Annotated in this window: 22 protein-coding genes and 1 tRNA gene; 2 read left to right on the top strand and 21 right to left on the bottom strand. The window is 53.6% G+C overall.

Translation table 11 applies throughout. From position 1 onward, the window contains the following. Nucleotides 1-107: 107 nt before the first annotated feature. The 16 genes from KNP84_RS05715 to KNP84_RS05640 all read right to left on the bottom strand — a co-directional run bounded on the left by KNP84_RS05715 (nucleotide 108) and on the right by KNP84_RS05640 (nucleotide 15,135). Entirely contained in the window at nucleotides 108-1,286 is a 1,179-nt protein-coding gene (locus KNP84_RS05715; protein WP_035385682.1) for an AI-2E family transporter, read from the bottom strand. A gap of 114 nt (nucleotides 1,287-1,400) precedes the next feature. Further along, entirely contained in the window at nucleotides 1,401-1,997 is a 597-nt protein-coding gene (gene yihA, locus KNP84_RS05710) for a ribosome biogenesis GTP-binding protein YihA/YsxC (RefSeq protein WP_021066847.1), read from the bottom strand. Nucleotides 1,998-2,000: 3 nt separating this feature from the next. Then, a complete protein-coding gene (gene lon / locus KNP84_RS05705; RefSeq protein WP_021066846.1) occupies nucleotides 2,001-4,301 on the bottom strand; it encodes an endopeptidase La in 2,301 nt (766 codons plus the stop codon). 70 nt (nucleotides 4,302-4,371) lie between these two features. Then, nucleotides 4,372-5,640 carry an ATP-dependent protease ATP-binding subunit ClpX gene (gene clpX, locus KNP84_RS05700; protein WP_021066845.1) on the bottom strand — a complete coding sequence of 423 codons (1,269 nt, stop codon included), beginning with the start codon at nucleotides 5,638-5,640 and terminating at the stop codon, nucleotides 4,372-4,374. A gap of 210 nt (nucleotides 5,641-5,850) precedes the next feature. Beyond that, the gene (tig, locus tag KNP84_RS05695; RefSeq protein ID WP_021066844.1) at nucleotides 5,851-7,143 is read right to left on the bottom strand and encodes a trigger factor; all 1,293 of its coding nucleotides are present in this window, start codon (nucleotides 7,141-7,143) and stop codon (nucleotides 5,851-5,853) included. Between the two features lie 88 nt (nucleotides 7,144-7,231). Further along, entirely contained in the window at nucleotides 7,232-8,137 is a 906-nt protein-coding gene (locus tag KNP84_RS05690; RefSeq protein WP_214713960.1) for a hypothetical protein, read from the bottom strand. Nucleotides 8,138-8,259: 122 nt separating this feature from the next. Beyond that, nucleotides 8,260-8,333, bottom strand: a tRNA-Arg gene (locus KNP84_RS05685). A 59-nt stretch (nucleotides 8,334-8,392) separates the two neighbouring features. Further along, a complete protein-coding gene (locus KNP84_RS05680) occupies nucleotides 8,393-8,905 on the bottom strand; it encodes a metallophosphoesterase family protein (RefSeq protein ID WP_214719951.1) in 513 nt (170 codons plus the stop codon). A 5-nt stretch (nucleotides 8,906-8,910) separates the two neighbouring features. Beyond that, nucleotides 8,911-9,501, bottom strand: coding sequence for an XTP/dITP diphosphatase (locus tag KNP84_RS05675; protein WP_029595857.1), 591 nt, complete (start codon nucleotides 9,499-9,501; stop codon nucleotides 8,911-8,913). Further along, on the bottom strand, nucleotides 9,498-10,247 hold the full coding sequence (gene rph, locus KNP84_RS05670) for a ribonuclease PH (protein WP_214713962.1): 750 nt from the start codon (nucleotides 10,245-10,247) through the stop codon (nucleotides 9,498-9,500). Before rph ends, KNP84_RS05675 begins: the two co-directional genes overlap by 4 nt. After that, a complete protein-coding gene (gene racE / locus KNP84_RS05665; RefSeq protein WP_031200117.1) occupies nucleotides 10,240-11,046 on the bottom strand; it encodes a glutamate racemase in 807 nt (268 codons plus the stop codon). The genes rph and racE overlap by 8 nt, the downstream gene beginning before the upstream one ends. Nucleotides 11,047-11,162: 116 nt before the next feature. Continuing rightward, nucleotides 11,163-11,426, bottom strand: a complete 264-nt coding sequence (locus KNP84_RS05660; protein ID WP_021066838.1) for a phosphocarrier protein HPr — start codon at nucleotides 11,424-11,426, stop codon at nucleotides 11,163-11,165. A gap of 71 nt (nucleotides 11,427-11,497) precedes the next feature. After that, the gene (locus tag KNP84_RS05655) at nucleotides 11,498-11,938 is read right to left on the bottom strand and encodes an acyl-CoA thioesterase (RefSeq protein WP_029595860.1); all 441 of its coding nucleotides are present in this window, start codon (nucleotides 11,936-11,938) and stop codon (nucleotides 11,498-11,500) included. A 9-nt stretch (nucleotides 11,939-11,947) separates the two neighbouring features. Continuing rightward, the gene (gene sdhB, locus KNP84_RS05650) at nucleotides 11,948-12,748 is read right to left on the bottom strand and encodes a succinate dehydrogenase iron-sulfur subunit (RefSeq protein ID WP_021066836.1); all 801 of its coding nucleotides are present in this window, start codon (nucleotides 12,746-12,748) and stop codon (nucleotides 11,948-11,950) included. Further along, entirely contained in the window at nucleotides 12,745-14,502 is a 1,758-nt protein-coding gene (gene sdhA / locus KNP84_RS05645) for a succinate dehydrogenase flavoprotein subunit (protein WP_029595861.1), read from the bottom strand. Before sdhA ends, sdhB begins: the two co-directional genes overlap by 4 nt. A gap of 15 nt (nucleotides 14,503-14,517) precedes the next feature. Further along, complete coding sequence (locus tag KNP84_RS05640; RefSeq protein WP_021066834.1) at nucleotides 14,518-15,135, bottom strand: succinate dehydrogenase cytochrome b558 subunit; 618 nt, start codon at nucleotides 15,133-15,135, stop codon at nucleotides 14,518-14,520. 223 nt (nucleotides 15,136-15,358) lie between these two features. Here KNP84_RS05640 and KNP84_RS05635 point away from each other — a divergent pair, with 223 nt between their 5' ends. After that, nucleotides 15,359-15,751: a YslB family protein gene (locus KNP84_RS05635; protein WP_235045180.1), complete on the top strand. Its 393-nt coding sequence runs from the start codon at nucleotides 15,359-15,361 to the stop codon at nucleotides 15,749-15,751. Nucleotides 15,752-15,799: 48 nt separating this feature from the next. Here the strand turns inward: KNP84_RS05635 and KNP84_RS05630 are convergent, their stop codons facing one another. After that, a complete protein-coding gene (locus KNP84_RS05630; protein WP_215114464.1) occupies nucleotides 15,800-16,606 on the bottom strand; it encodes an aminoglycoside adenylyltransferase domain-containing protein in 807 nt (268 codons plus the stop codon). Continuing rightward, nucleotides 16,603-18,387: an excinuclease ABC subunit UvrC gene (uvrC, locus tag KNP84_RS05625; protein ID WP_214802998.1), complete on the bottom strand. Its 1,785-nt coding sequence runs from the start codon at nucleotides 18,385-18,387 to the stop codon at nucleotides 16,603-16,605. Before uvrC ends, KNP84_RS05630 begins: the two co-directional genes overlap by 4 nt. Before the next feature lie 72 nt (nucleotides 18,388-18,459). On the opposite strand from uvrC, the gene KNP84_RS05620 reads away from it, so the two are divergent. Next, entirely contained in the window at nucleotides 18,460-19,773 is a 1,314-nt protein-coding gene (locus KNP84_RS05620) for a dihydrolipoyl dehydrogenase family protein (RefSeq protein WP_215114463.1), read from the top strand. 37 nt (nucleotides 19,774-19,810) lie between these two features. Here the strand turns inward: KNP84_RS05620 and mnhG are convergent, their stop codons facing one another. Genes mnhG through KNP84_RS05605 form a run of 3 tightly spaced genes read right to left on the bottom strand, consistent with a single transcriptional unit; the run spans nucleotide 19,811 to nucleotide 20,917 of the window. Further along, nucleotides 19,811-20,170, bottom strand: a complete 360-nt coding sequence (gene mnhG / locus KNP84_RS05615) for a monovalent cation/H(+) antiporter subunit G (RefSeq protein WP_031200113.1) — start codon at nucleotides 20,168-20,170, stop codon at nucleotides 19,811-19,813. Continuing rightward, nucleotides 20,148-20,438 (bottom strand): Na(+)/H(+) antiporter subunit F1, encoded by a 291-nt coding sequence (locus KNP84_RS05610; RefSeq protein ID WP_021066828.1) that lies wholly within the window; start codon nucleotides 20,436-20,438, stop codon nucleotides 20,148-20,150. Before KNP84_RS05610 ends, mnhG begins: the two co-directional genes overlap by 23 nt. Continuing rightward, nucleotides 20,438-20,917, bottom strand: a complete 480-nt coding sequence (locus KNP84_RS05605) for a Na+/H+ antiporter subunit E (protein WP_058763184.1) — start codon at nucleotides 20,915-20,917, stop codon at nucleotides 20,438-20,440. The genes KNP84_RS05610 and KNP84_RS05605 overlap by 1 nt, the downstream gene beginning before the upstream one ends.

The following is a 20,917-nucleotide window of genomic DNA, read 5'->3' as shown; positions in this document are numbered from 1 at the left end:
TTATTTAGGAACTATAATCTTCTGTTCGATTTTTGTGAAATAATTTAAGAACTTTTTGTGACAAAAAAAAGTAGAAACGGACATAGAGACCATTTCTACTTGATTCCTCATTTTAAAGAGGATGGATCGGTGATGATTGTACTCTCTTGGGTCTTTTCTTCTTCCTCCGCTTCGAGGTAATGTTTCCGTTCCCTCAGCTTGTAAATGCGGACGATATTTTGAACGACGACTTTCGCCACCGCGTAGAACGGAACCGCGATGAGCATCCCGATAATCCCGGCCAAGTTCCCGGCGACGAGCAAGACGATGATGATCGTCAGCGGGTGCACCTTGAGTGACTTGCCTTGGATGAGCGGCGAGATGACGTTCGATTCGATCTGTTGGACGATGATGATGACGACGATGACCCAAAGCACTTTAATCGGATCTTGGATGAAAGCGACGACAACGGCCGGTGCCGCACCGAGGAACGGTCCGACGTACGGGATGATGTTCGTCACCATCATGAAGAGCGCGAGTAGGATGGCATAGTCGAGTCCGATAATCCATAATCCGATGAGCGACGTGATTCCGACGAAGAACGCCACGATCAACTGGGCATGGACGTAGTTTTTAACCGTCGTATGCATGTCATGTAAGATGTTGCGTGTCTCACGCTCATAGCTCGACGGCAACAACTTCACGATTGAGTCCGGAAGACGTTTCCCGTCAAGTAACATATACAAAAGCATGAATGGAATGACGACGATTGTGATGACGGCCGACGTGATGAAGCCGACAAGACGACCGAACGATGACGCGACATTCCCGAAGACGTCTCCGAGATACGACGTCACGTTGTTCGTGAAGTCGGTGAACATATCGTCATTCTCGGCGATGAAGCGTGACAAGAACTCATTTTGCATGAGCGAGTCACGGACGGCGAACGCCTGTACCTGTAATTCCTTGGCAATGCTCGGCATCGCGTTGACGAGTGACGTCACCTGCTCCGCGAGTACTGGGCCGAGGATGCTGAAGACGAGCGTAAAGATCAGCACGAGTCCACCAAGCGTAATCCCGACGGCGAGCGGCCGTTTGCCGTCCATCCGTTTTTCTAAGAAATCGACAATCCCGACTAAGAAATAATAAAAAAGTCCGGCAATGATGAGCGGTACCGTGACGAGCGCCAAAATGACTTGGACTGGTTGGAACACGAATGAAATTTCCGTCCCGACCCAGATGACCAAGAAAATCGTCAGCGTCCAAAATAAAAAGCGGTACCATTTGTTCTGAAACATGATTTGCATCTTTCCACCTCGTTCTCTATTCTCTTGTCTTATGTAATTAGGACAATTATACGATAATTACCCGCTCTCGTAACCCTGAAAACAAAAAAGACGAGGGGTTGCCCTCGTCTTCGGTCAATCTTCTTCGCGTGTCAATAAATCATAAATTGCTTTCCATGCCTCGTCTTTTCCTTCTGCCGTCTCCGCCGAGAACGCGACGAACCGGTCAGTCGATTCAAATTGAAGCTTGCGTTTGACGGCCGCTTCATGTTTTTGACGCTGCGCTTTTTTGATTTTATCGAGCTTCGTTGCCACGACGATGACCGGAATCTCGTAATGCTTCAAGAAGTTGTACATCGTCACGTCGTCACTTGACGGCTCATGACGAATATCGACCAAGAGGACAACGCCGCGAAGCGCGCTCTGTGACGTCAAATATTGCTCCATCATGATGCCCCACTTCTCCCGCTCCGTCTTTGAGACTTTCGCGTAGCCGTAGCCCGGGACGTCGACGAACATGATTTCATCGTTGATGTTGAAGAAGTTCAGCGTCTGCGTCTTCCCTGGCTTCGAAGACGTCCGTGCGAGTGCTTTGCGCTGACAAATCTTGTTGATGAACGATGACTTCCCGACGTTCGAACGTCCGGCGAGTGCGACTTCCGGTAACTCATGAATCGGGTAATGGTCAGGTGCGACGGCACTCGTGACAAATTCTGCTTTAGTGATTTTCATTATTTAATTTCCTCCAAATGCTACTTCTAATACTTGATCGAGCGTCGTGACCGGGACGAACGTCAGTTTCTCACGGACGGTGTCTTGAATGTCATCGATGTCACGCTCATTGTCTTTCGGAATGACGATGGTCGTCAAGCCGGCTCGGTGTGCGGCGAGCGCTTTCTCTTTCAATCCACCGATTGGCAGGACGCGGCCGCGGAGCGTGATTTCCCCGGTCATCCCGATGTCACGGCGGACTTTCTTCCCGGTCAACGCCGAGATGAGCGCCGTCGCGATTGTAATCCCCGCCGACGGACCGTCTTTCGGGACGGCACCTTCCGGCACGTGGATATGCACGTCTTGGCGCTCGTAGAACGTCGGGTCAATCCCGAACCGTTCCGCGTTTGAACGGACGTAGCTATACGCCGTCTGCGCCGACTCTTGCATGACGTCACCGAGTTTCCCCGTCAACTGGAGCTTGCCTTTACCAGGTGCGAGTGCGACTTCAATCGTGAGCGTGTCGCCCCCGAACGCCGTGTAGGCGAGTCCGGTGACAGCACCGATCGAGTCTTCCGTCTCCCCTTTGCCATAGCGGTACTTCGGTTTCCCGAGGTAGTCGCCGAGGCTCTTCAATGAGACGGTGACGCGTTTCTTCTCGCCGATGGCGATTTGCTTCGCCGCTTTCCGGCAAAGTGAACCGATGACGCGTTCCAAGTTCCGGACACCGGCCTCACGCGTGTAACGGCGAACGACTTCGTAAAGTGCGTCCTCTTTAATCGTGAGCTGGCTCTTCTTCAAGCCGTGCTCTTTATACTGTTTCGGTACTAAGTGACGCTTGGCGATCTCGACTTTCTCGAGTTCCGTGTAGCCGCCGATTTGGATGAGTTCCATCCGGTCAAGGAGCGGCGCCGGAATTTGCGAGACGTCGTTCGCCGTCGCGATGAAGAGCACGTTCGATAAGTCGAACGGTTCCTCGATATAGTGGTCCGAGAACGAAACGTTCTGTTCCGGGTCGAGCACTTCGAGCATAGCCGACGCCGGGTCACCTCGGAAATCGGACGCCATCTTGTCGATCTCGTCGAGCAAGAACACCGGGTTTTTGCTCTCGGCCTGTTTCAAGCCACGGATGATGCGGCCTGGCATCGCCCCGATATACGTGCGACGGTGCCCACGAATCTCGGCCTCGTCACGTACCCCACCGAGCGAGACACGGACGAAGTGACGTTCGAGCGCCGACGCGATCGAGCGGGCGAGTGACGTCTTCCCGACCCCTGGAGGTCCGGCGAGACAAAGAATCGGCCCACGGAGCGAATTCGTCAATTGACGGACGGCCAAATATTCGAGGATCCGGTCTTTCACCGACTCGAGCCCGTAGTGGTCGTCATCTAACACATCGGCGGCATGTTTGACGTCGAGTTTATCTTCCGTCTCGATGCCCCACGGGAGCGAGGCGATCCAGTCGAGATAGTTGCGGATGACGGCATATTCAGGTGACGTCGCCGGGACGACGTTCAACCGCTCGGCTTCGCGCATGACGTTCTTCCGTGTCGTCTCAGGCAAATCGAGCGCCTCGAGTTTCTCACGGAGACGGTTCGGTTCAGACTCTTGCGACTGGTCGCCGAGCTCTTGCTGAATCGTCTTCATCTGTTCGCGCAAATAGTACTCTTTTTGTGCCTGTTCGATCGTCTTCTTCGTCCGTTCGCGCAACTCTTGCTCGAGCTCGATGATCTCGACCTCGTGCGTCATAATCTCGAGCAGCTCTAAGCCGCGTTTGACGGCGTCCGGTTCTTCGAGCATCGCTTGGCGGATATCGACGTCGACGTCGAGCTTCGACGCGATATAGTCGGTCAACGACTCGAGCCGTTCATACATCTCGAAACGACGACGCTCGTCCGGTGACAATCCTTTGATGGACCCGACGAGTTTTCCGAACTGTTCTTTCAATAAGCGCACGAGTGCCGTCCGCTCGACTTCTTCCCCTTCGACGAGTTCAAGTGGCTCGACGTCTGCGAACCAGCCTTCCTTCGTCTCTTCAATCGAGTTGATCTTGACGCGTTCTTTCCCGACCAAGCGGACGCGGACCGTCTCGTTCGACAGCTCGCTCATCTTGGCGATATGGACGCGCGTCCCGATCGCGTACAAGTCTTCCGGTTCAGGTGATTCTTTCCCCGTCTCTTTTTGTGTCACAACAATCAAATCTGTCTCGTGTTCCTTTGCGGCAAGGAGTGCTCGTAGGGAGAGCGGACGCCCCACGTCGATTGTCACTCCGATGAGCGGATACACCACGACTCCACGCAAAGGAAGGATTGGTAATTGTTCCATTACAACGCCTCCTGTGCAAAAAGGCCCAAAACTCGGATGTGCCGAGTGTTTGAGCCTTTTTCGTTCAAAATTATGCTGTCTCTTTATTGTCGCCTGTCTGTTCGACAGTACCATCGCGAAGTACGTATTTCGGACCGGCAAGACCCGTAATCGTTTCATCCGTGATGATGACTTTCTCGATATCGTCGCGCGATGGGACAGTGAACATCACATCGAGCATCATTTCTTCGATAATCGAGCGGAGACCGCGTGCGCCTGTCTTACGTTTGATCGCAAGTTTGGCGATTTCAACCAACGCCTCGTCTGTGAACGAGAGTTCGACATCGTCGAGTTCGAGCATTTTCTCGTACTGACGAACGAGGGCGTTCTTCGGCTTCGTCAAGATCTCGACGAGTGCTTCTTCGTCAAGCGTCGTGAGCGTCGCCATGACCGGTAAACGACCGATGAATTCCGGAATCAATCCGAACTTCTGAAGGTCTTCCGGAAGCGCGCGGGCGAGCAAGTCTTCTTGCGTCAACTCGCGGTTTTCTTGGTCGTTCCCAAATCCGATGACTTTCTTCCCGATGCGGCGTTTGACGACCGCTTCGATGCCAGCGAACGCGCCGCCGACGATGAACAAGATGTTCGTCGTATCGATTTGGATGAACTCTTGATGCGGATGCTTACGTCCACCTTGCGGCGGCACGCTTGCGACCGTACCTTCCAAAATTTTAAGAAGTGCCTGCTGAACGCCTTCACCCGATACGTCACGCGTGATCGATGGGTTTTCCGACTTACGGGCAATCTTATCGATTTCATCGATGTAGATAATCCCTTTTTCAGCCTTCTCGACATCATAGTCAGCCGATTGAATCAACTTGAGCAAGATGTTCTCGACGTCTTCCCCGACGTAACCGGCTTCCGTCAAGCTCGTCGCGTCCGCGATTGCGAACGGGACGTTCAAGACGCGAGCCATCGTCTGAGCGAGAAGCGTCTTACCGCTACCCGTTGGTCCAATCATGACGATGTTCGACTTCGAAAGTTCGACATCATCAGAACGGCCACCGGCGTTGATGCGTTTATAGTGGTTATAGACAGCTACTGAAAGCGCACGTTTGGCGCGGTCTTGACCAATGACATAATCGTCTAGGATGTTACGAATCTCTTGTGGTTTTGGAATGTCTTTAAATTCAACTTCTTCCTCCACACCGAGCTCTTCCTCAACGATTTCATTGCAAAGTTCGATACATTCGTCACAAATGTATACGCCAGGACCGGCGACTAATTTACGGACTTGTTCTTGCGATTTTCCGCAAAACGAGCACTTGAGTTGCCCCTTTTCCTCGTTAAATTTGAACATTCGGTACACCCCTTCTAAATGAAAATGGATGTAAGTGCGATAAATCGCCTATTTGTATTCCCAGGTGCGCATGCACCGTGAAAAGACATTTACATCTCTGCGTTGCAATAATTGTAGCATGAACAAATCACTTCATCAAAGATAAACACATGCAAAGTGTCGTGACGAAAAAAAGGACGACTGCTAGGCAGCCGTCCTTCTGTCATCCGATTACTTCGCTTTCCCGTTTTCAACGAGAACGTCGATCGCTTTACGGAATTTGAGGTCACCTTTAAGTGTCTCGATTCCGCCTTGTGGCGCGAGCATCGTGCGGAGTTGATCCGGTGCGATGTTGTAAAGTTTAGACATTTCTTCGAGTTCTTTCTCAGCATCTTCGTCAGACACTTCGATCGCTTCTTTCTCAGCGATTGCTTTCAAGACGAGACGAGCTTTAACGCGCTCTTCAGCTTGCTCTTTCATCTCTTCGCGCATCGCTTCTTCAGTCGTTCCAGTAAGCTGGAAGTACATGTCGAGGTCGATTCCTTGTGAAGAAACACGTGTGCCGAACTCTTGAACCATGCGATCTACTTCTTGGTCAACGAGTACTGCAGGTACGTCGATTGTTGCGTTAGCTGTTGCTTGCTCGACGAGTTGGTCGCGCATTGTGCCTTCCGCTTCTTGTTTCTTCGCAGTTTCTAAACGCTCACGGATTTTTGCTTTCAACTCGTCGAGTGATGAAACTGACTCGTCGATGTCTTTTGCGAACTCGTCGTCGAGCTCAGGAACTTGCTTCGCTTTGACTTCGTGAAGTTTGACTTTGAATGTCGCTGGTTTACCCGCCAAGTTGTCAGCGTGGTACTCTTCAGGGAATGTTACTTCAACGTCTTTTTCTTCGCCAGCCGTCAAGCCGACCATTTGCTCTTCGAATCCAGGGATGAATTGGCCTGAACCGATTTCGAGCGTGTAGTTTTCAGCTGTGCCGCCTTCGAATTGCTCTCCGTCAGCGAAACCTGCGAAATCAAAGACAGCTGTATCGCCGTTTTCGATTGCGCCTTCTTTAACAGCAAGCTCTGCGCCTTGCTGTTGAAGCGCGTCAAGTTCAGCTGCAACTTCTTCGTCAGTGACTGTTGTTTCAACAGCTTCGTACTCGAGACCTTTGTATTCGCCAAGCTCAGCTTCTGGCTCAACGACGAACGTTACTTTGAACGTTACAGGTTTGCCTTTTTCGAGCGTGCCGTCTACATCGATGTTTTCGAGAGCGATTGGTTCGAAACCAGCTTCTTCGACCGCACCTTGAACTGTGTCACGGTAGAGGATATCGAGCGCATCTTGATAGAGCGCTTCTTCTCCGTACATTTTGTTGAACATTGGGCGTGGCAATTTCCCTTTACGGAAGCCAGGCACGTTCAAAGTTTTGACGACATCTTTGAATGCGGCGTCGACTGCTTTATCAAAAGCTTCTGCAGGTGCTTCGTACGTGAGTACGCCTTGGCTACCTGATGTTTTTTCCCATTTTGCTGTCATGCTAAGTCCCTCCAACAATTCGTTTATACGTACAAGAATGTACAACAATCCGTATTATAGCATAAATCCGGCGACTGCACACAAGGATTTAGTCTAGAAACGCCTCGGTGAAACGCATGTCCGCCTCGAGGATTTCCGCTGCTAGGCCGTCAGTTTCCTCGTGTTGCAAGATGGCCGTTTTCGCCTGTCCGAGTGCCACCTCCACGTCAGACGCTTCTCGCGGTGTGAACGGGTAGTGCGTGTACATGTAATTCATGAGCAGTTGTGTCGCAATCTCATCACCGTACACGACCCGCTGTAATTGATTGGTCATCGCTTCCCACGCTTGCGTATGCACGGTCGCCTCGTCTTGCGTCAATCGGTGCCGTATCCCGAGATCGGTCCATTCGATGACCGGCAACTCGTCGAACGCTTTTTGGAGCACGATCAACTTCATCAACTTTGGACGTTCCGCGACGAGGAGCTCTTTCAAGACGTTGTCGAGGACGTCGTCGATATTGAAATGAACGTGTTCAAGCGTCTCAATCTGTTCGCCGATTCCGCCTCGATGAAGGATTCGCTTCACTTTGGCGATCGCGGCCGGGAACTCGGTCAACTTCAACACTTGCAGTACTTGATGCGCTTGTGTGTTGACGTGATCAGTCTTCTCTTGCCATTCGAGATAGAGATTGATCCAATGGGCCGCCTCGAACGGTTGGTCACGCATGATGTAATACTGGGCGATTTGAAGCCCGCCGGCTGCAGGTTCTTCTGCGACCGTCATCTGAGTCGTGACGAGTTCTTCGAGTTTCTCAAGCGTCTCCGGTTCTTCCGGACGTTCCATCAGACATTGGAATAGTTCCATGAAAACAAAGGGATCCCCGGGCACTGCCTCATACCAATCCCACAGAATCGGTTCGACCCGTTGCCGTTCTCCGGCCGTGTCCGCCTCTTGAATCATCTTCTGAAGCCGCGACCAGTTCCCAGGAAACGGGTACGCTTTCTCTTTTGCCATCTCTCCACACCCTTTCCATTCATCTCCATCTTCCGTTAGGAATCGATTCGTTGTCAATCAATACCCCGAAAAACGAAAAAAGAGACAACCTCCGTGGAGGCTATCTCTATTTTAAATGGAAGTGTCCCAAGAGGGATTCGAACCCCCGACCGACGCCTTAGAAGGGCGTTGCTCTATCCAGCTGAGCTATTGGGACATTGACAAGAAAACTATAATAGAAAAATGGTTTGCTGTCAATTCCTTCTTTTCATTCCGTCACAGCTTTCCGCTCACATCGAGATCCTCGACGGCCGAACCGTCTTCAGACCGATAAAAGCGGACGTTGGCCTGCCCGTTCTCGAGATCCATCAGTACATACGTCTTGTCACTCCGTCCGCGCGGCATCCGAATCGAGCCCGGGTTCACATAGAGAACCCCGTCCTCAATCAACGCTCCGGCGACGTGCGAATGGCCGAACAACACGACGTTCGCCCCGACTTCTTCGGCCCGATAACGCAACCGGTTCAAGTCGTACTTCACGTCGTGGTGATGGCCGTGGACGATGAGAATCGTGCCTTCAGCCGTCTCCTCGATTCGCTCGAGCGGCAAGTCGCCACCGAAGTCGCAATTGCCGCGCACCGTGTGATACGGGAGCAGGTGCTCGTCGACGAGCGCGAGTTGCGAGTCACCACAATGATACGCGTCGTCGATTTCTTGTTCGTGCCGATTAAAGATGATCGATAGTTCTTCTGTCAATCCGTGACTGTCACTGACTACGAGAAAACGCATACGGGTCACCCTTTCATGAACGGAATGATTTCTGCCTCTAACTTTCGTAGTGCTTGACCGCGGTGACTGACCGCCGCCTTTTCGTCGCGTTCAAGTTCTGCTGCCGTCTTATGGAGCGACGGGACGATGAAGAGCGGGTCATAACCGAAACCGTTCTCCCCGTGCGGCGCATACCCAATCGTCCCTTCGATCGTTCCGCGTACCGTCAACGTCTCCCCGGACGGTTTGGCCAAACAGAGGGCACAGATGAAGCGTGCCGTCCGGTCGGTCGCCCCGTTCAACTTCTCGAGCAAGAGGGCGTTGTTCGCCTCATCCGATTTTTCAGGTCCAGCGAAGCGGGCCGAATGGACACCCGGTGCCCCATCGAGCGCGTCGACTTCAAGCCCCGAGTCATCAGCGAGGACAGCATGGCCGAAGTAGCGGGCCGCCTCCGTCGCCTTCAGCTCGGCGTTCGCTTCGAACGTCGTGCCCGTCTCGTCCGTCTCAGGTGCGTCCGGATAGTCAAGCAACGATTCGACCTCGAAGCCGAGCGGCGTGAGCATCCCTTCGATTTCGACGACTTTTCCTTTATTGCGTGTTGCGACGATGAGTTTCATGTGGTCTCCTCCAATTGTTCCCCGACATACCACCACGATGCGCCGAGCGCGTCTTCGGCCGCTTTGAATAACGTCTCGATCCCGCTTTGGGCCATGTGGAGCATCTCGTTCATCTCGAGCAACGTGAACGTTGCTTCTTCCCCCGTCCCTTGCACTTCGACGAAGCGTCCGCTCGCCGTCATGACGACGTTCATGTCGACCTCGGCCGCGGCGTCTTCTTCGTAGTTCAAGTCAAGGAGCAATTCGTCGGTCCGTCCGACCGAGATGGCCGCGACGCCTTCTTTAATCGGCGTGTCGTCAAGCTTGCCTTGACGGATGAGCGCATCGACCGCGAGGACGAGGGCACAGAAGCCGCCCGTAATCGAGGCCGTGCGCGTACCACCGTCCGCTTGGATGACGTCACAGTCAATCCAAATCGTCCGTTCACCGAGTCGTTCCAAATCGACGACCGAGCGGAGCGAGCGGGAAATCAAACGCTGAATCTCCATCGTCCGGCCCGACTGCTTCCCTCGGACCGATTCGCGGACCGTACGGTTGCCGGTCGCGCGTGGGAGCATGGCATACTCGGCGTTAATCCAACCTTGCTTCTTGCCGCGCAAGAAGTTCGGGACACGTTCTTCGACGGTCGCCGTACAGATGACTTTCGTGTCCCCGATCGAGATGAGGACCGATCCTTCCGCATGCTTGTTCACATGGGGAACGATTTCGACGGGCCGGAGCTCGTCATGGTTTCGTTCGTTACGCATCGACACCGGACACCTCTACTTTCTCCGCTCTCACGGGCTGACCGAGCCACTCTGTCGCGAGTCGGTCAAAGATGACGACGTCCCCCGTCGCATAAAACTGATGCGCCGGGACCGTGTCGAGGTCGTTCTCAAGCTCTTTGAAATCAAGGATGGCCGCCACTTCGAGCGCCGTCTCGTCACCAGATGAAATCAAATGGACGTCCGGTCCGACGACGTCTTGAATGACCGGAGCGAGCAGCGGATAATGCGTGCACCCGAGGATGAGCGTGTCCATCTCGGAAGACTGGAGCGGGCGAATCGTCTCAGCGACGATGGCGCGGACACGTTCCCCGTCAAGTTCACCGGCTTCGACGAGCGGTACGAACGGCGGACAGGCGAGCGAATACACATCAATCTCGCCGGCCACGTGCCGGAGTGCCGTCTCGTACGAGTTGCTCTCAATCGTCATCTTCGTGCCGATGACGCCGATATGTTTATTGCGCGTCCCTTTGACGGCCGCGCGGGCACCCGGGTCGATGACACCGATGACCGGGATATTGAGGCGTTTGCGCGCCTCTTTCAAGACGACCGCTGTCGCCGTGTTGCAGGCGATGACAATCATCTTCACGTTCTTACTTAACAGGAACTCAATCAGTTCCCACGTATAGGCTTCAATCTCATCGTGCGGGCGTGGGCCATACGGGCACCGTTCCGTGTCGCCGATATAGATTATTTCTTCTTTCGGTAGTTGGCGCATCAGTTCTTTGACCACCGTCAAGCCGCCAACTCCTGAATCGAGTACTCCAATCGCTCGTTTCATAATCATCACTTCCATTCCCATCTATCTTACCAAAAAAGCCGATTCTGAAAAAGAAACGGTCTCGTGACAAACAAAAAAGACGAGGTAGCCGATTGGCCGCCTCGTCCGTCGCTCAATTACTGAGCAAGACCTTCGCTTGTGAGCATGTCAGAAAGCGTGTTAACCGCTTCTTCTGCATCGTCACCAGCTGCAGTGATTTTGATTGTAGAATCTTTTGCGATTCCGAGTGAAAGAACACCCATGATTGACTTGAGGTTTACTGTCTTACCGTTGTACTCAAGGTTGATATCTGATTGGAACTTAGAAGCTGTGTTAACCAACTGTGTAGCTGGACGAGCGTGAATTCCTGAATCTGCAACGACTGTGAACGTTTTTTCCATGACGTGATAGTCTCCCTTCAAATTTCAATTCTACAGGTGAACCTGCAGAATAATTGTTTGTGAACTCATTATCAAATGATAGCGGATTCGCAAAAATTCTGCAAGCGATTTTTATATTCTGGAGTCCATTCGGTCGGACGACCGGATTTCGACAAGTGCACGAGGCTCGTGCGCCCCGCGAACATGAGCTGTTCTCCATCATATGCCCCGTAATGAATATCACATGAAGTGTTTCCGACCGTCAAGACATTGGCATACACCTTGATCGATTGGCGCGGCATCACCTGGCGGACATAGTCGCATTGGGCGTCCGCCACGACGACGAACCCATCTTTCAACGAGAACCCTGTCGCTTCAAGCAACTCGATCCGTGCATCCTCAAAATAGATGAACGGAATCGTATTATTCATGTGGCCGTACGGGTCGCACTCCGAAAATCGGACTTTGACGTCTAGCGCGACCCCTGCTCTGACACGTGTTTCCCAATCGGCTTCCCGGAAGTACTTCGTCATCCGTAACCCTTACGCCTCGACCGCAGAACCAGTGCGGCCTTTGTCGCTACCGAAGAACGATTTGAACGAGTGAAGCGTCGTCTGACGGTTCATCGCAGCGATTGACGTCGTGAGCGGAATGCCTTTCGGACAAACTTCGACACAGTTTTGTGCGTTTCCGCACTGTGCGAGACCACCGTCTTCCATGAGCGCTTCCAAACGGTCTTCCGCGTGGAAGGCGCCGGTTGGATGCGAGTTGAAGAGACGGACTTGCGAGATGGCAGCCGGTCCGATGAAGTTCGATTTGTCGTTGACGTTCGGGCATGCCTCGAGGCAGACACCGCACGTCATACATTTCGATAGTTCATACGCCCATTGACGCTTGTTCTCTGGCATCCGTGGTCCTGGTCCTAGATCGTACGTCCCGTCAATCGGAACCCAAGCCTTCACTTTTTTCAACGCGTCGAACATGCGCTGACGGTCGACTTGAAGGTCACGGACGACCGGGAATGTCTTCATCGGAGCAAGACGAATCGGTTGCTCGAGCTTATCGACGAGTGCCGTACACGATTGGCGCGGCTTGCCGTTGATGATCATCGAACAAGCGCCACACACTTCCTCGAGACAGTTCATGTCCCAGTTGATTGGTGTCGTCTTGTCCCCGTTCGCGTTGACCGGGTTCCGGCGGATTTCCATCAGTGCCGAGATGACGTTCATATTCGGACGGTACGGGACGGTAAACTCTTCCGTATAGGTCGGTTGATCCGGCCCGTCCTGGCGTTCAATGATAAAACGAATGTCTTTTTGATCTGCTTGCATCGGCGTCGTCATTTCGTCTTCGCCCCTTTCTTCGAGTAATCCCGTTTACGTGGCGGGATTAACGAAACGTCGATCTCTTCAAACGAGATATCGACTTCCCCATTGTCGTAACGTGCCATCGTCGTCTTCATGAAGCGCTCGTCATCACGTTCCGGGAAGTCCGGCTTGTAATGAGCCCCACGGCTCTCATCGCGTTTCAAGGCGCCAAGTGTGATGACGCGTGCGAGGTCGAGCATGTGGTCGAGCTGTCGGATGAACGATGCCCCTTGGTTGCTCCAGCGGGCCGTATCGGTCGCGGAGATGTTGTTATAGCGTTCACGAAGTTCACGGAGTTTGAGATCCGTCGCTTCGAGCTTATCGTTGTAACGAACGACCGTGACGTTGTCGGTCATGAGTTCGCCGAGCTCACGGTGGATTTGATACGCGTTTTCCGTACCTTCCATCGCGAGGATGTCGTTGAACCGCTCGATTTCTTCACGTTCGTTGAAGTTGAAGAGTGCTTCTGGCACGCTCTCTGTCGCTTGGTCGAGACCACGCATGTAATGAACGGCCGCAGGACCGGCTTCCATCCCGCCGTATACAGCCGAGAGGAGCGAGTTGGCACCGAGACGGTTGGCACCGTGCATCGAGTAATCGCACTCACCGGCAGCGAATAGCCCTGGGATGTTCGTCATCTGGTCGTAATCGACCCAGAGTCCGCCCATCGAATAGTGAACGGCCGGGAAAATCTTCATCGGGACTTTCCGTGGGTCGTCGCCGACGAACTTCTCGTAAATCTCAAGGATGCCGCCGAGTTTGATGTCGAGTTCTTTCGAGTCTTTATGCGACAAGTCGAGGTACACCATGTTCTCACCGTTGACGCCGAGCTTCTGGTTGACGCAGACGTCGAAAATCTCACGCGTCGCGATATCACGCGGCACGAGGTTTCCGTAGGCCGGATACTTCTCTTCAAGGAAGTACCATGGCTTGCCGTCTTTATACGTCCATACACGTCCGCCTTCACCACGTGCTGACTCACTCATGAGACGAAGCTTGTCGTCCCCTGGGATCGCCGTCGGGTGGATTTGGATGAACTCGCCGTTCGCGTAGACCGCGCCTTGACGGTAAACCGCTCCAGCCGCTTGTCCGGTGTTGATGACCGAGTTCGTCGATTTACCGAAGATGACGCCTGGGCCGCCTGTCGCAAGGATGACCGCATCCGATGGGAACGCTTTAATTTCCATCGAGCGTAAATCCTGACAGACCGCACCACGGCAGACGCCTGATTCATCGATGATGGCCCGGAGGAACTCCCAGCCTTCATACTTCTCGACGAGCCCTTGCGCCTCATAGCGACGGACCTGCTCGTCTAGTGCGTAAAGAAGCTGTTGCCCTGTCGTCGCACCGGCGTAAGCCGTGCGGTGATGGAGCGTGCCGCCGAAACGTCGGAAGTCGAGAAGACCTTCTGGCGTCCGGTTGAACATGACACCCATCCGGTCGAACATGTGGATGATTTTCGGTGCCGCTTCCGCCATCTTTTGGACTGGCGGTTGGTTGGCGAGGAAGTCGCCCCCATAGACCGTATCATCGAAGTGTTGCCAAGGAGAATCCCCTTCCCCCTTCGTGTTGACGGCACCGTTGATGCCGCCTTGTGCACAAACTGAATGTGAACGCTTGACCGGTACAAGCGAGAATAGTTTTACCGGAACACCCATCTCAGCCGACTTGATTGTCGCCATGAGTCCAGCTAGACCGCCACCGATGACGATCAAACTTTGATTTGCCATGTACTTTTCCCCCTATTACAAGATGCCAGCGAACGTCAAGATTGAACGGATGCCGACAAAAGATAGTGCCAAGAAGACCGCGCCTGAGACGTAGCTCATGAAGCGCTGTGAACGAGGCGACTGTGTGATCCCCCACGTGATGGCAAACGACCAGAGACCGTTCGCGAAGTGGAACGTAGCCGAGAGGATCCCGACTATGTAGAAGATAAGCATGAGCGGATTATCGACGATGTTTTGCATCATCTCCGCATTCACTTCAACGCCACGTAACTTCGCCAAGCGCGTTTCCCAAACGTGCCAAGCGATAAAGATGACGAGGAAGACGCCCGTGAAGCGTTGGAGCATGTACATCCAGTTACGCGCGTATGAGTAACGGTTCGTGTTAATCGAACCGAGAAACGCATAATACACGCCATACACGCCGTGGAAAATCATCGGCAAGGCGATGATGGTGACTTCAAGGAAGTACAAGTACGGTAAGCTCTCCATGAATTTTGCTGCCTTGTTAAACGACTCCACCCCATCGACGATATAGTAGTTGACCGACAAGTGGACGATCAAAAACAGGCCGATTGGGATGACCCCAAGTAGCGAATGGACTTTACGACTGAAATAGTCACGCTGCGAAGCCATTCTAGTTCCCCCTTTGTACGAGCCCTTGGCTCGTTTTGTAAATAAAAGCGTTTTCAAATGTAAATATAGCTTTCTGTCTCCTATTCTACTCTTGTGAATTTTGTATGACAAGACAACCTGACCGATTTGTGACACATTCTTTTGCAAAATACCCGGTGACCAAAAGCCGATTCGTCGTTATAATGGTATAGAGAGATTGGAGTGATGGAAGAAGATGGAAACGATGAGCCAACCCACTTTCGCGATCGAACTGTTGCGCGATTATGTGTTGACGGATTTGCTTGGGGACGATTACGCCCAAGTCATCTATTGGTCGGGTAAACGGGTCGCACGCAAGTTCCCGGTCATGCCCAATGAGGAACTGAGCGCCTTCTTTAGCGAGGCCGGCTGGGGAGATTTGACGCTGTTGAAAGAAAAAGGAAATAAATTCTTGTTCGAGCTCACGCCCCCACCCGCGACCCAAGAGAAGGCGACGGGCTACTTCCAGCTCGAGGCTGGTTTTTTAGCCGAACAGATTGCGGGTCGTTTCCAATGCGTCGCCGAAGGCTACGCCGACGTGACGCGCAAGGCCGTCCACATCACCGTCCAACTAGACCGAAAAGATACGTATGAATGACGAAGAGCCGATGCGATTTTTACACCGCATCGGCTCTTTCTTTTTGAGTTAATCCTCCAACTCATCCTTCTCTTCATACGGGAAGAGACGCTCATTGGCGAAGATATAAAAGTCAATGAGCTCCGACCTTGAGAACGTCATGTCTTCGCCCGCATATGCCGTTGCCGCTTTTTGAATGACGTGCAGGAGATCAGTTGGAATCGGTTGTCGCTTCGCCCACTCGAGTACTTCTCGTTTGGCAAGCACACGCCCATCCGTCTCGTAGGCCATCACCCGCACGAGATTCAGTACGCTATACACGGGGTGGTTATCAAGCGAGCTCAGGCAATCCAACGCGTCGTCCTTGATTGCTTCTCGGTAATGTCCATCCTCAAACCCGAGCAACAACTCATGCAGCGGAGCCCCGAACAAGACACAGCCTCGCTCCATGATGACTTTGAGGTGGGCGGCCAAATCCGGATCCGTCATACCTTGTTGCTCATGGAGCAGTTCATCGATTGACATTTCTTCTAATCGCATGCGCCATTGCTCACTATAATGAAACTCGAACGGACTCGGATGGACCCATTCTTGTAACGCTCGTTCCGTCATCACGGTCAACTCGAGCGGATACGGCTGCGTCGATGTCGCCAGGCACAGTCGCATCAAACCGAGCCGCTCCTCGTCCGACAGGTCTCGGTCGCTCACGAACAGTAAATCGACGTCACTCTGTCTCGGATGAAAGCCTCCCATCGTCACAGACCCGTGCACGTACGCATGTTGAATCGCGTCGGTCACGTCCGCAAGGTCACGCACGAACTGTTCAATAAAAGGGGATGTCTCGTCTGGAAAATCGGCTAATGCGTCTCGGTTCATTCATCGGTCTCCTCATGGACGTATTGGATTACGGTCTCGGCCAACTTCTCCGGCAGACCCGCTTCTTTCAACTGTTCGAGCGAGGCGAGACGGATCTGCTTCATCGACCCGAAATGACGAATCAATTGCTGACGCCGCTTTGGCCCGACGCCCGGGATATCGTCGAGCACCGACTTCGTCATCTTCTTCGTCCTCAGGCTGCGGTGGAACGTTATGGCGAAGCGGTGGACCTCGTCTTGCATGCGTTGCAGCAAATAGAACGCGCTCGAACGTGAGTTCAATTCGACGACCCCGCCGCCTTCCCCGAACAAGAGCTGGCTCGTCCGGTGACGGTCATCTTTCTTCAACGAGCCGACGGGCAAGTCGAGCCCGAACTCGTTTTGTAGCACGTCGAGGGCGGCGTTCAATTGCCCAATGCCCCCGTCAATCAACAGCAGGTCCGGCAGACGTTTCTCTTCCGTCAACAGACGGCGGAACCGACGGCGCACGACTTCTCGCATCGTCTCATAGTCGTCCGGTCCTTGGACAGTACGAATCTTGTATTTCCGGTATTCCTTCTTGAGCGGCTTGCCATCCTCGAAGACGACGAGCGCCGAGACGGCGTCCGCCCCTTGGATGTTGGCGTTGTCGATGATGTCGACGCGCGACAAGTTTGGGATACCGATCGCCTCACCGAGCTCACGCATGGCGAGGAGCGTCCGCTCTTCGTCGCGGGCGAGTAACTCGAACTTTTCGTTCAAGGCGATGCCTGCATTTTTCGTCGCCAAGTCGAGCAACTGTCGCTTCGCCCCTCGTTTCGGCTGCATCACTTTCGTGCCGATCGCCTCGTTCAACAGATCGATGCGGACGATCTCGGGAACGAGCACTTCCTTCGGCAAGACGTTCTGCTCATAGAACTGGACGATGAAACTCTCGAGCTCCTCGGACGGTTCCCCATGAAGTGGGAACAGGGATACGTCGCGCTCGATCATCTTGCCGCCTCGCATATAGAACACTTGGACGCACATCCAGCCGCGGTCGAGGGTGTAGCCAAAGACGTCGCGTGCTGTCGGGTCGGCCGTGATCATGTTCTGTTTGTTCATAATCGATTCGACGGCCCGGATTTGGTCACGGAGCTCGGCGGCGCGTTCAAACTGCATGTCTTCGGCAGCCAGTCCCATATCGACTTGAAGTTTGGCGAGCGTCTCGCTCGTCTCCCCGTTCAAGAAGCGTCGAATCTCTTGGACGATCTCTTTTTGCTCGTCCGTGTCGATGGCGAGCTCGCACGGTCCGAGACACTGCCCGATGTGGTAATACAGACAGAGCTTGCGTGGCATCGGTTGGCATTTCCGGAGCGGATACAGCTTGTCGAGCAGCCGCTTCGTCTCGTTGGCGGCATAGGCGTTCGGATACGGGCCAAAATAGAAGCCGCCGTCCCGCTTCAGCTTCCGCGTCGTGAGCAACCGCGGATACGGCTCGTTCGTGATTTTGATATACGGGTACGACTTGTCATCCTTCAAGCGAATGTTATATTTCGGGTCGTGCTTTTTGATGAGCGTCATCTCGAGCAAGAGTGCCTCGAGCTCGCTCGCCGTGACGATATATTCGAAGTCGCGAATCTCGGCCACGAGGCGCATCGTCTTGATGTCGTGCGCCCCGGTGAAATACGACCGAACCCGGTTCTTCAGATTTTTCGCTTTCCCGACGTAAATGATTTCCCCGTACTCGTTCTTATGCAAGTAACAGCCGGGCTCGTCCGGGAGGAGCGCCAATTTATGTTTAATGTGGTCAGAATGACTCAAATTCAATCACCTCAGTTTAGGTTCCTTCCAGACGGGAAAAAATTGATGAAGTCTCAGAGGGAGGGTTTTGGAATGAAACGGTACGATGTCATCATCATCGGCAGCGGCTCGGCAGCGAGCCAAGCCGCCAGCGTGTTACGTGACGCCGGTAAACAAATTGCGATTGTCGAGAATTGGACGTTCGGCGGGACGTGCCCGCAGCGCGGGTGTGACCCGAAAAAAATGCTCGCGGAAGGAGCCGACCTGATTGCCCGGGCCGAACGGATGAAACCGCTCGGTGTGACCGGCGAACTCAAGCTCGACTGGCACGCCTTCAAACATCGTGTCGACGAATACCGCTTTGCCGTCCCGACGACGAAGATGCATCATTGGCAAGAACACGGCATCGATTTGTTCGAAGGCGAACCACATTTCATCGACGAAGACTCGATCGTCATCGAAGGACATGAAATCTCGGCGCATCAATTCTTGATCGCATCGGGGCAAATCCCGCGTCCACTCGACATCCCCGGCGGAGACGCTGCCATCACGAGCAACGACGTCTTCGACCTTGAGGTGTTACCGCAACACGTCATCATCGTCGGAGCCGGTTATATTGCCTTCGAGTTCGCCCATATTCTGCGCCGGTTCGGATGTGACGTGACGCTCCTCGTCCGGTCGCGGGCGCTGAAGCCGTTCGACCGTAAAGTCGTCAAACGGCTCGTCGATGAGACGATTCAAATCGGGATCGATGTCCGCTATGGAATCGAACCGGTCGACATCAATGGCGACGTCGTGACGCTATCAGATGACTCTACCCTTGTAGGACTCGTGCTTAACGCCACCGGGCGGATTCCGAGCATCGAGCGACTTCGGTTGGATGCGGCCGGCATCGAGTCCGACCACGGCGGCGTCTTGGTCAACGAGTTTCTCCAGACGACGAATCCGAACGTCTATGCGGCCGGAGACGTCGCCAAGAGCCGCAACCCTGCCCTTACCCCGTTCGCCGGACAGGAAGGTCGCATCGCCGCGCTCAACCTGCTCCGCAACAACACGCGTCCGCTCCCCGAGCGTCCCGCCCCGACGGTCGTCTTCACGACACCACCGATTGCCAAGGTCGGGCTGACGGTCGACGAGGCCAAGGCGCAAGGGATCGACTATGAATGTAAAGACAACGACTTGTCCCATTTCCTCACGTATGAGCGCATCAACGACACGACGGCGTTCTCCCGCATCTTGCTCAGCAAGGACGGTCATGTGCTCGGCGCCCACTTGATTGGGCAACACGCGCCGGAACTGATCAACTTGTTCTCATTCATTATACAAAACAATATGATCCATCAACACGTCAAACACTTGGAGTTCGCGTATCCGACGTCCGCGTCCGATATCTCGTACCTCATCTAAAAAAGGCTCTTCCATCGTGCGATGGAAGAGCCTTTCGTCATTCGATTCCTTTATCCTTATCTTCTTGCAAGGCGTCCTGGAGCGATTTGTCCCAGAGCTTGACCCCTTGAGCGTGAGCCGCCCGAGCGATCAAGTGTCCGCCGACCGGAGCCGTCAACAAGACGAAGAACAAGCCGAGCAGGAGTCGTGCGTCAAAGATACGCTGGTCGACCCAGACGTGCAGGAGCGCCGCGAACAAGACGAACATGACGCCGAGCGTCGCGCTCTTCGAGGCCGCGTGGGCCCGCGAGTAGATGTCCGGAAGCCGGATGAGACCGATGGCCGCGACGACGGTGAAGAATACCCCGATGATTGTGAAGACACCGGTCAAAATGTCATAAATCATTGTTGCGGTCATGTTGGATGATCTCTCCCTTCTCGAGGAATTTCGAGAACGCCACCGTTCCGATAAAGGCTAAAATCCCGAGCAAGAGGATGACTTCGAAAAACATCGTCGTGTCGAGCAGAATCGACAACAGCGAGACGACGGAAATCAAGCCGATTCCGATCGAGTCGAGCGCAATCACACGGTCAGCCGTAGTCGGTCCTTTGACGACCCGATACAGCATGCCGAGCATGGCGAGCACGAGGATGGCGAGCGCCACGTAAATAATAATATCTAACATTAGCTGGTCGCCTCCTTAATCTTCGTCTCAAAGTTATCGTGAATGCCTTGCTTGAGCGACTCTTTATCCGGCATATGGAGCGCATGGATATAGAGCGTCTTATTGTCGTCCGACACTTGGACGACGAGCGTCCCTGGTGTCAGGGTGATGAGCATCGACAGCCAACTGACCTTCCAACCGGCATCGAGCTCGGTATGGTACCGGAAGATGCCTGGTTGGATTTTCAGTTTCGGGCTGAGGACGAGCCGTAGCACCTCGACGTTGGCGAGGACAAGCTCTCGACAGAAAATCAAGAACAGTTTAAGCAGTTTCAAGACGCGGATGAAATAGAAATCCGTATTCTTGAAGAAGCGGCGCATCATGAAGATGACGAGTAATCCGAGCAAATAGCCGATGAGAAATCCGCTCGTCGTGAACGTACCCGTGAAGAACATCCAAATGAACGCCAGGAAAAAGTTGATGAGTAGTTGGTAAGCCAT

The organism is Exiguobacterium sp. s70, assembly GCF_018618315.1.
In the GTDB taxonomy this organism is placed as follows: domain Bacteria; phylum Bacillota; class Bacilli; order Exiguobacteriales; family Exiguobacteriaceae; genus Exiguobacterium; species Exiguobacterium chiriqhucha.
The sequence above is the reverse complement of the archived record's forward strand: the minus strand, read 5'-3'. Positions and strand labels throughout refer to the sequence as shown.